This window comes from Massilia sp. TWP1-3-3, assembly GCF_049897805.1.
Lineage (GTDB): Bacteria > Pseudomonadota > Gammaproteobacteria > Burkholderiales > Burkholderiaceae_D > Telluria_A.
In genome coordinates this window covers 138,148-148,322 of record NZ_JAFCWX010000014.1, presented here as the reverse complement: position 1 = coordinate 148,322, position 10,175 = coordinate 138,148, and the positions used below count along the sequence as shown (strand labels likewise).

At 62.3% G+C, this 10,175-nt stretch carries 10 protein-coding genes; 6 read left to right on the top strand and 4 right to left on the bottom strand.

Annotated elements, in window-relative coordinates; genetic code table 11:
* Positions 1-372: 372 nt before the first annotated feature.
* From ACP7D4_RS16015 to ACP7D4_RS16000, 4 genes are all read left to right on the top strand, one after another.
* Positions 373-2,664 (top strand): pre-peptidase C-terminal domain-containing protein, encoded by a 2,292-nt coding sequence (locus ACP7D4_RS16015; RefSeq protein ID WP_426210035.1) that lies wholly within the window; start codon positions 373-375, stop codon positions 2,662-2,664.
* A gap of 156 nt (positions 2,665-2,820) precedes the next feature.
* A complete protein-coding gene (locus ACP7D4_RS16010; protein ID WP_426105392.1) occupies positions 2,821-3,168 on the top strand; it encodes a CidA/LrgA family protein in 348 nt (115 codons plus the stop codon).
* Positions 3,161-3,889, top strand: a complete 729-nt coding sequence (locus ACP7D4_RS16005; RefSeq protein ID WP_426105390.1) for an LrgB family protein — start codon at positions 3,161-3,163, stop codon at positions 3,887-3,889. Before ACP7D4_RS16010 ends, ACP7D4_RS16005 begins: the two co-directional genes overlap by 8 nt.
* A gap of 25 nt (positions 3,890-3,914) precedes the next feature.
* Complete coding sequence (locus ACP7D4_RS16000) at positions 3,915-4,604, top strand: response regulator transcription factor (RefSeq protein WP_426105389.1); 690 nt, start codon at positions 3,915-3,917, stop codon at positions 4,602-4,604.
* A 66-nt stretch (positions 4,605-4,670) separates the two neighbouring features.
* On the opposite strand, the gene ACP7D4_RS15995 is transcribed toward ACP7D4_RS16000, so the two are convergent.
* The 3 genes from ACP7D4_RS15995 to ACP7D4_RS15985 all read right to left on the bottom strand — a co-directional run bounded on the left by ACP7D4_RS15995 (position 4,671) and on the right by ACP7D4_RS15985 (position 6,923).
* Positions 4,671-5,015, bottom strand: a complete 345-nt coding sequence (locus tag ACP7D4_RS15995; protein WP_426105387.1) for a DUF1840 domain-containing protein — start codon at positions 5,013-5,015, stop codon at positions 4,671-4,673.
* Positions 5,016-5,131: 116 nt separating this feature from the next.
* On the bottom strand, positions 5,132-6,373 hold the full coding sequence (locus tag ACP7D4_RS15990; protein WP_426105386.1) for an MFS transporter: 1,242 nt from the start codon (positions 6,371-6,373) through the stop codon (positions 5,132-5,134).
* Between the two features lie 7 nt (positions 6,374-6,380).
* Positions 6,381-6,923, bottom strand: coding sequence for a hypothetical protein (locus ACP7D4_RS15985; protein WP_426210033.1), 543 nt, complete (start codon positions 6,921-6,923; stop codon positions 6,381-6,383).
* A gap of 140 nt (positions 6,924-7,063) precedes the next feature.
* On the opposite strand from ACP7D4_RS15985, the gene ACP7D4_RS15980 reads away from it, so the two are divergent.
* A complete protein-coding gene (locus tag ACP7D4_RS15980; RefSeq protein WP_426105384.1) occupies positions 7,064-7,603 on the top strand; it encodes a pyridoxamine 5'-phosphate oxidase family protein in 540 nt (179 codons plus the stop codon).
* A gap of 54 nt (positions 7,604-7,657) precedes the next feature.
* Here the strand turns inward: ACP7D4_RS15980 and ACP7D4_RS15975 are convergent, their stop codons facing one another.
* Positions 7,658-9,169, bottom strand: a complete 1,512-nt coding sequence (locus ACP7D4_RS15975; protein ID WP_426210031.1) for a YifB family Mg chelatase-like AAA ATPase — start codon at positions 9,167-9,169, stop codon at positions 7,658-7,660.
* 256 nt (positions 9,170-9,425) lie between these two features.
* Between ACP7D4_RS15975 and ACP7D4_RS15970 the strand changes: the two genes are divergently transcribed.
* A complete protein-coding gene (locus ACP7D4_RS15970; RefSeq protein WP_426105380.1) occupies positions 9,426-9,992 on the top strand; it encodes a hypothetical protein in 567 nt (188 codons plus the stop codon).
* Positions 9,993-10,175: the final 183 nt, after the last annotated feature.

The window sequence follows — 10,175 nt, the reverse complement described above, 5'->3', positions numbered from 1 at the left end:
GAACAGGACCGTGAAACGATATTACGCCGATGATAGTGCTGCAACCAGTGTGAAAGTAGGTTATCGTCAGGCTAGTTATAAGAGAAAAACCCCGCAGAAATGTGGGGTTTTTTTTCGTCTCGACATTTGTGCAGGTTCACCATCCCATCATTGCTGCGGTGCGCGAACTCCCGTTCTAAGGAGCGGTTCAACTGATCAACCGTTCCATGGGTCCCGGCGTACGCGAGGACGATGTGGTGGTAAGAACGCTAAGCCGGGTTGCCCGTAGGGCGGATGCAATCCGCCATGCTCGCATCCCATCCTAATAAAATAAATTCCCAGGCGCAATATTATGCTATCGTAAATATATAATTATTACGATAAGGGAATTCAATGAAATTGACGAAGTTTTTCCGTGCTTGCGCCATCTGTTTGAGCCTTGCCACCGCGCTGCCCTTTGCCAGCGCCACTGACCTGACCGCACCCATGTCCGTTGGCCGCTTCAGCCACACTGCGTCACCCTTGCCCGACGGCCGGATCTTGATCAGCGGTGGAACGCTCAGCACCAGTAATGCCGGCAGCATGACGAACCGCGCAGAAATCTACGATCCGCTGACCGGCGCCTTTACCCCCACAGCGCCGATGAACGTGGCGCGCACGGCGCATGCCAGCGCGCTCTTGCCCGACGGACGCATCATCGTCATTGGCGGTACCGGGCAAGTCAATTTTGCCAACGTCAGCCTGGCCAGCACGGAAATTTACGACGCCGCCAGCGCTACCTGGACCATGGGACCTACGCTCGGCGTCGCGCGCAGCGCCGCCAAAGCCGTCACCCTGTCCGACGGAAAAATCGTCGTCATCTCGAGTACGGGCAACACTACGTCCTCCGAAGTCTACGATCCGCTGACCGGCGCGTTCATGCCTGGCGGCTCGCTTGCCATCCCCCGCAATAATTTCGAAGCTGTCGCGCTGGCCGATAACCGGATTTTGGTCGTCGGTGGCTACCTGCTCGCCGGCGGCATGGCCTTGAACGCGGAATTGCGCGACCCCGTGACCGGTGTGTGGACCGTTGCCGCACCGCTTGCCTTCGGGCGCTACATGGCAAGCGCCACCAAGCTGCTGGATGGCCGGGTTCTCGTTGCTGGCGGCTATGGCAATTCGCCGCAACCTGTCGTCGCGGAACTGTTCGACCCTGCCACCGGCACCTTTACGGCCACCGGCTCGCTTGGCATGGCACGCTACGGCCATACTGCGCAACTGCTTGTGAATGGCAATGTCGCGCTCTTCGGGGGCACGGCCGCCGACAATATTTCGCACGATGTCGTCGAGGATTACAACGTGGCTACTGGCCAATGGCGCTATGCCGACCATCTGACTGAGCAACTGAAAAACCATACGGTGAGCTTGCTGGGCAACGGCAAAGTACTGCTGACCGGCGGCTACACAGGCCCAACGGCCGCAGCGCAGCTTTTCAACGAAAACTGCGCCATGTTCAATACTGCGCTGTCCGTGCCAGGCATCACGTTCACGGGCGAAGGCGGCAGTAGCGCGACCTTGGGTCTGACCATTCCCAGCGGCTGCCGGTGGTCGATTACGCGTATTCCATCGTGGCTGACCATCAATTCCGGCACCACGGGAACTGGCAGTGCCGTGATCAGCATGACCGCCGGCCTGGGCACAACCTACACGCGCGGCGCCACCATGCGGGTTGCCAATCTCGACTTCAATGCGCAGCAGACGCTCCGCCAGCCGACCTGCGACACGTCGGTGCAGCCCACCCTTAGCATCTACAGCAATAGCCATCTGGCCGTCGGCGGCGGCGGCTCCGTCACTGTCAGCGTTCCTGCCGGATGCCCATGGAGTGTTGCCGGGACGCCGTCGTGGGTCATCGTCACGCGCAATCCCTCCGGCGCGATCGGCTTGGACTGGATCGACTACACCGTCGCGGCCAACAGCGGCGCGGCGCGCAGCGCCACCATGACGATCGCCGGCCGCAGCTTTGTACTCAGCCAGAGCGCGTATGCGGTCGGCTGCGATCCGGCAGCAGGTACATTCATCTTCCCGAGCAGCCAAACGTTCGGTGAAATCGGCGGCAACGGCAGCGTCAATGTCACGCGCGGCGCCAGCTGCACCTGGACCACCACCCTGGTCCCAAGCTGGATCACGCTCACCGCAGGCGCGGCGGGCAGCGGGAATGGCACCGTCACTTACACGGTGGCGCCCAATACGGGCGCGGCGCGGGCAGTCAACCTGAACATCGCCGGGTACGCGTACAACGTGGCGCAGTCGGCCGCCACCAGTACGCCGCCCACAGTGCCCGCCACCTGCCCGGTGACCGCCGTCACCATCGGAGTCGGCACGGCGGGCACGCTTGCCGGCACCGACTGCAGCAACGGCGCGCGCGGGGCTGGCTACTATACCGACCGCTTTTCCTTCAGCGGCACGGCGGGCCAGCGGGTCGCCATCCAGCTGTCTTCGAGTGCGTTCGACAGTTACCTGTACTTGAAGAGCCCGACCAATTTACTCGTTGCCAGCGATGATGACGGCGGCGGCGGCACCAATTCGCGCATCCCGGCCTCGGCAGGGTCGATTACCTTGCCCGTTACCGGTACCTACGTGATCGAGGCGACGACCTATTACAGCGGGCGCACTGGCGCTTACTCCTTGACGGTGCTCCAGTACTGATTCTCAAGGCAAGCAACTGCAAGATGCTGGCATGCCGCTGAGTGCAGACTCAGCGGCATTTTTATTTGGCGCGCGCAAACGGCCCGCACGGTCGCTGCACCTGCGACGCGTATATGCGGTAATCTCGGCGTTCACCTTTGCCACCGACGCCTGACCATGCTCTTCACGTTCACCATCCTCCTGATGTGCCAGTGTATCGGCGAAGGCATCGCCTTTGCCTTCCGTCTGCCGGTTCCCGGCCCCGTCATCGGCATGCTGATTCTGTTTTGCCTTCTGGTGATGCGGCCGTCCCTGCTCGACAAAATCCAGTCCACCGGCGACGCCTTGCTGCAGCACCTGTCGCTGCTGTTCGTGCCGGCCGGCGTGGGTATCTTCGTTGCGGCGGCGTCGCTGCAAGGCCAGTGGCCGGCCATCGTCGGCGCCGTGATCGCCAGCACTTGGCTCACGCTCGCCGTCACGGCGCTCGTCATGCGCGCAGCGCTCAAGGAGGACAAACATGAATGACGTGGGGGCGTTCTGGGTCTACCTCGCCTCATCGCCTTTGCTCGGACTCACGCTGACGATTGCCGCGTACACATGCGCGCACGCCATCCATGCCCGTTGCCGGTTTTCGCCACTTGCCAATCCGGTTGCGATTGCCATCGTCCTCATCGGCGCCGTGCTCAGCCTGACCGGCATGTCTTACCAGCGCTATTTTTCCGGCGCCCAGTTCGTCCACTTTCTGCTGGGCCCGGCGACCGTCGCGCTGGCGATTCCGCTCGCCCGCCAGTTGCCCCGCGTGCGCAAGGTGATACTGCCGGTACTGTGCGCGCTGTGCGCAGGATCGGTCACGGCTATCGTCTCTGCCGTGTTGCTGGTAAAAGCCTTCGGTGGGTCGCCGTTGCTGGCCTTGTCGATCGGACCGAAGTCCGCCACCACGCCAATCGCAATGGCCGCCTCGCAACAGCTGGGCGGCATGCCGGCACTGACGGCCGTGATGGTGATCAGCACCGGCATCGTCGGCGCCGTCACGGCGCGTTGCTTGTTCGACCTGCTGCGCATTGCCAGTCCGGAAGCGCGTGGTTTTGCGCTGGGCGTTGCCGCGCATGGCATCGGTACCGCGCGCGCCATCCAGGTCAGTCCGGCAATGGGCGCTTTTGCGGTATTGGGCATGGGCCTGAACGGCGTGCTGACAGCGGTGCTGGCCCCCTGGCTGGTGCCGCTGCTGATGAAAACATTTTTCTAGTACAGTTGTGCTCTAGAATGCAGTCATGCGCATCCTGATCATCGAAGACAATTCCGACATTGTCGCCAACCTGTATGGCTTTCTGGAGCCCAAGGGTTACGTGCTCGATTCTGCCGCCAACGGCTACGCCGGCCTTGCGCTGGCCGCCCAGCATCCCTACGACGTGATCGTGCTTGACGTGACGCTGCCGGGACTTTCCGGCCTCGACATCTGCGGCAAGCTGCGCGGGGAATTGAACAGTTCGGTACCGGTGCTGATGCTCACAGCGCGCGACACGCTGCACGACAAGGAAGCGGGCTTTAACAGCGGCGCCGACGACTACCTGGTCAAACCGTTTTCGCTGGTGGAACTTGACATGCGCCTGCGCGCGCTGGTGCGCCGCGCACGCGGCAGCCACCGCGCTTCGCCCGTGCTGCGCGTGGGCGAACTTGCCTTTAACACCGAAACCTACGAAGCCAGCCGCGCCGGCGTTGCGCTGGCGTTAACCAAGACCGGCTATATTTTGCTGCGCTGCCTGATGCGCGAAGCACCGAGCCTGGTGCCGCGCGAAAAGCTGGAACACGAAGTGTGGGGCGAAAACCGTCCCGACAGCGACGCGCTGCGCACCCATTTGCACGCGCTGCGCCAAGCCATCGACAAGCCTTTCGGGTTCCCGATGCTGCGCACGTTTCCCGGGCTGGGATACAAGCTGACTGCCACCGACGACAGCCCGTAAGTTTGCAATGAACAAAAAAAATCCAGCCCGAAAGCTGGATTTTTTGTAAGGCCCGCAGGCCGCCGCTTAGACGCCCCAGAGGACGTCGTGGCCGCCGGCCTTGGCTGCGCGCAGCATTTCCAGCAGCGGATAGGCGCGCGTGGAAAAACTGACGATTTGCGCGCCTTCGTGCTCGCTGTCTTCGCGCGACTCGCTGTGATGGGCGTCGACGTCGCGTTTGACATCTTCGGAGGCCGCATGCTTGCGGCTTTCCGCGATTTCTGCTTCGATGATCGTGACCGCTTGCGCCGCTTCTGCGGCCGTGATCACACCGCGCTCGGTATCCTTGTGGAGCAAGTCCAGGATGCGCTTGGCGTGGTCTTTGTACATCAGCACTTCAGCCGCTGCTTTGGAGGTAAATGTAATTAACATAAAAACTTTCTTATTGTGCGGTTCATGACGAAACGATAACACGAAGCGGGCGCGCGGTCATCTCGTGCGCAACCGTGCGCGCCCATAGCCACCTTTTACCATATACCGTGGTCCATTCAAGGTTTTTTCGGGGGCACGGCGCGACTGAGAACAAAGTACACCAGTGCCGCTGCCTGCAGGGCAACCGCCACCGCCAGTGTGGTGCGAAACGCGTCAGCGGCGCCAGTGCCGTGCGCCTTGAGCGCATCGACCAGCAGCCCAAAGCCCCACTGCGCGACAAAGGCGCCGAAAAACAATTGCAGGTTATACGCCGAAACGGCACGGCCCGCCAGCGCAGCTGGAAAAGCCATGCCGACATGGGACTGCACCAGTGCCGTGACCGGTACGCATAGCGCAAGAGGCAGCCACAACAGCCACGCGGCCGGCGCGCTGGTCAGCAGCATGGCGCCCTGCGCCAGCACCATGCCGGTGATGCCAATGGCAATCAGGGTGTGCATGTTCCAACCGCGCGCCAGCAGGCGCGTCACGCTCCAGCCCTGCACCAGGTAGGACAGCATCAGCACCAGGTTGAAGACGAACAGAATCTGGCTGGTTTGCTGCTGGGTTTTGCCAAGCACGGTCGTCATCCACGGGCCGGCCCACAAGGATTGCAGCGCAAAAAAGATGCCGTGATTAATCAAGCCCAGCAGGCCCATGCGCCAAAAATAGGCATTGGCGAAAATGCGGCGATAGCCGCCATCGCCCACGCTCGCCGCGCCTGGCTGCGCAAGCGGTGGAAAGCTGTGTTCGACATCGCGCAGCACGAAAAAAATGGCGGCCGACGCCATCACCAGCAGCGCGGCAACCAGCCAAAACACGCCGCGCCACCCGATTGACGGCAGCGCGAGCGTCACGGGCAAGGTGGCCGCCAACGCCCCGGCGGTACCCGCCACCAGCATCCAGCTCGCCAGCTGCGGCTGCTGTTCCAGGGAAAACCACTGGCGGTAAGCCTTGAGCGACGCCGTCAAGCAGGCCGCCACGCCGACCCCGATCAGCGCGCGGCCAAGCCACAGGCCGGTCAGCGAGGTGCTGGTGGCAAACACAATCGCGCCGGCCGCCGCGCACAGCAGCAAGGCTGACTCGGTACGGCGCGCGCCGTACTTGTCCAGCCAGATGCCAAGCGGCAGTTGCATGCAGCCAAAGGCAACAAAGTAGGCGGAGGAGAGCAAGCCCAGGTCGGCATTCGACATGCCGAGCTCGGCAACCAGCGACGGTGCGATCACGGCGTTGACCGAGCGCAGCGCGTAGGAGAGCAGGTAGCCGAGCGCAAAACACAGGAAAACGCGGGCGGCGCGCGGGCCGCGCAAGGTTGCGTGCATGCGCTGCTTACTGCAGCGTGAAGGATGACATGAACATGTCCACGTTTTCGCGCGTTAAGTCTTTTTCCTTGCCCATGACGACGACCTGGTAAAAACGCTTGTTGCGCGACTCGAAATGGCCGACCAGGCGCATCGGCTCGCCTTTCTGCAAGCCGGTGGCTTCGATATCGATGGCCGCGCTGCGCTCGCGTGCGCTGCCGCTGGCCGACGATGCCTTGCCTGTTTTTTCGTTCTTGATGGTGGCGCCGATGTTCTTGATCAACGCGGTCTTCATGGCGCCCAGCGCCGCTTCGGCGCGCTGCGCATCGGGCGCTTCGGCGGTGCCCACGGCGAACATGGTGCCGTTGACCTGCGCCGCCGTCATGGTCATGTCGACCTTCATGCCGTCCAGATCGATGGTGCGCGTATGCGTGGATGGCTTGTCGGGAAACATCACGCGGTAGGGCGCCGCTTCGCTGCTGTAGTCGCGCCAGTTGAATTCCGGGCTGCAGCCTGCCAGCGCGAGCATGGCGAGGGTGGCCGTAAAAATGTGTGGGAAAGAAGATCGCATACACGAATGTTATCAGGACTTGCCGTGCGGCGGCAGGATCTGGCTATCGGCCCCATTGCCCCGCAGCGTTAAACGGCGAACCAACGGCGCCTTCGCGACGTCGTATTATTTGTCCGGGACAAATTCGACGGAGAAATAACATGGACTCAATCAACAAAAACCAGCCGGAACACAATCATGAAGACTTGACGGGCGCCGCAGCCATTGAAAAAATGGCCGGGCTGATCAAGCAAGCCCAGACGTGCTTCTTTTGCACCGCTGCGCCCGACGGCAATATCGATGCGAGGCCGATGAGCGTGCAGCAAGTCGACGAGCAGGGCAACCTGTGGTTTCTCAGCGCCGACGACAGCCACAAGAACGAGGAGCTCAAGAACAACCCGGCGGTGCGGCTGTTTTTCCAGGGTTCGCCCCATTCCGAATTTTTGCACCTCGAAGGCAAGGCGACCGTCTCGCGCGACAAGGCCAAGATCAAGGAGCTGTGGAAATTTGTGCTCAAGACCTGGTTTACCGGGGGCGAGGACGATCCGCGCATCACGGTGATCAAAGTGACGCCGTCGCATGGCTACTATTGGGATACCAAGCACGGCAATGCGGTAGCCGGGGTCAAGATGCTGATCGGCGCGACGCTTGGCGTGACGCTTGACGATTCGATCGAGGGCAGGCTCAGTGTTACTGGCTGAAGGCTGACGGCTCCCGGCTGAGGTGACGGCAAGGGCGACGGTCGTCTGGCCGTCTCAGCGCTCGCGCAAGCCGCGCCGGGACTGGATCGCTTCCTGGATATTTTCGTCCGAGATGCTGTCGGTGCCTGCCAGGTCCGCGATGGTACGGGCCACTTTCAGCACCCGGTGGTAGGCGCGCGCCGACCAGTGCAGCTGCAGCATGGTCCGGCGCAGCAACTGTTCTCCGGCATTGTTAAGGCGGCAATAGCGGTCAATTTCGCGCGTTGTCAGCCGCTGGTTGGGTTTGTGCTGCCTGGCAAGTTGGCGCTCGTATGCCAGGCTGACCCGCGCTGCAATGGCAGCACTCGAGTCACCGTCGGCGGCGCCCGAGAGCGTGAGCGGATCCATCGCTGCCACTTCGATCTGCATGTCAATGCGGTCGAGCAAGGGGCCAGAAATGCGGTCTTGGTACCGCAGCACGCCTTCGGATGTGCAATGGCATTTTCCAGAGGCATGGCCCAAGTAGCCGCAGGGGCAGGGGTTCATGGCCGCGATGAGCTGGAAGCGGGCCGGAAAGTCGGCCTGGCGCGCCGCGCGCGAGATGGTCACGCGGCCCGACTCCAGCGGCTGGCGCAACACTTCCAGCACGCGGCGATCAAATTCAGGCAGTTCATCAAGAAACAAGACACCGTGGTGCGCGAGCGATATTTCGCCCGGTCGCGGCACCGCGCCGCCGCCTACCAGCGCAATGCCCGAGGTGGTGTGATGGGGACTGCGAAACGGACGCGCTTTCCAGCGCTCGGCACTAAAGCCGCCGGTGAGCGACTGCACCGCCGCCGACTCGAGCGCTTCCTGGTCCGACATGGGCGGCAACAAGCCCGTAAAACGCGCCGCCAGCATGGTCTTGCCGGCGCCGGGGGGGCCGATCATCAGCAGGCTGTGCAAGCCGGCCGCGGCAACTTCGAGCGCGCGCTTGGTCGCGACCTGGCCCTTGACGTCGGCAAAATCCGGGTAATCGGCCGCCTTGCAAGGGTGGCGCGGGCGATGCCGCAGCAGCCGGCCTTCCTTGCCGCCCGCCGTGAAATGCGCGCACACCTGCAGCAGTGTGTGGGCGGGATAGATCGCCGCCTGGCTGACCAGCGCCGCCTCGTCCGCGTTGGCCATCGGCAAGATGAAAGCGCGCGGATTGGCTCCTCCTTGCATGGCAAACGTCATCGCCAACGCGCCCCGCACAGGGCGCAATTCGCCCGACAGCGACAGCTCGCCGGCGAATTCATAGTTGTCCAGCTCGGCGTGGGGAATTTGTTTGGAGGCAGCCAGGATGCCGAGCGCAATGGGCAGGTCGAAGCGGCCTGATTCCTTGGGCAGGTCGGCCGGCGCCAGGTTGACGGTGATCCTGCGCGCGGGAAATTCAAAGCCCGCGTTTTGCAGCGCGGCGCGCACCCGGTCTTTGGATTCGCGCACTTCGGCGTCGGGCAGGCCGACGATGGTCAGGCCCGGCAAGCCGTTGGCCAAGTGCACCTCGACGCTCACGCACAGCGCTTCCATGCCGGCCAGCGCGCGGCTGCGTAAAACGGCAAGGCTCATGGCGCTCCTGATGGTAACGAACTAAGATCGGCAGATGGTAGTCCTCGCTGACCATGACTTGTTGAGAGCGGCCAAAGGTGCGGGCTGGGCAGAAAAATTTGTACCGGTTGCAGGCGGAGCAGACGTTCTCGCTCAGGCCGTGTCCAAGGTCGGCACTGACCCGGTTGTCTCATTGTCCTGATGACAAACCATGTTTTATTCGACAATATTTTTTCCTGTATATTGCGAGTGAAGATAATCAAGCAGATCGGCAACTATGCACACCCCTTTGCGCTTTACCCTGGCAATTGCACTGTTCGCCGCGGCGGGCGCGGCTTTTGCCGACGACTGTGACACCCGTGAGACCGCGCAGAAAGTCGTCGCTGCCTTTCCGGCCGAATACAAAATACTGGACGACGAATGGGAGAGCTATGTCGACGGCCCGCATGCCGAGTACCGAGCCATTGAAGCGGGCATGACAAAGGCACAGGCTGCGCGGTTTAAGGCGCGAAAGCCGTCGGACGAGTTCGCCGCCACCATGGAAGCGCTCAAGAAACGCCGTGCGGCGGCCGTGGTTGGATTGCCGAAGGAGGTCGGCGAACAGTACGAGCTGTACAAGCAACGTGGCGAGATTTTAAAAGCATGTGCGATGGCAAAACAGATGGTGCGCGCGACGGTGATCAAAAACGAGTTGGTCAAGTTGTCCGTGATGGAGCAACTGGCGGCCGCGCGCAAGGCCTTTCCTGCGCTGGGCCGCAAAGCGACCGTGACCGTTGCAGCTGCAAACACGCGCTCCGCTGAAGCCAGGGCTGAGGCAGCGGCCGATCCCGACGCCGTCAAATAGAGCCGACGTCCTGCGCCAACGCTTCCGTTTCTTGATAGAGAAACCTGCGGCGCGTGGCCGGATCCGGGTGTGCGCTCAAATTATTGCGCAACCGGATCAGTAATTAACGCGCCTGCCCGTCGTCTTGCGCCTTGGCTTCAGCCGGCCTAGCTGGACGCGCCCATCCTCGGTCTGCGCCTGCAT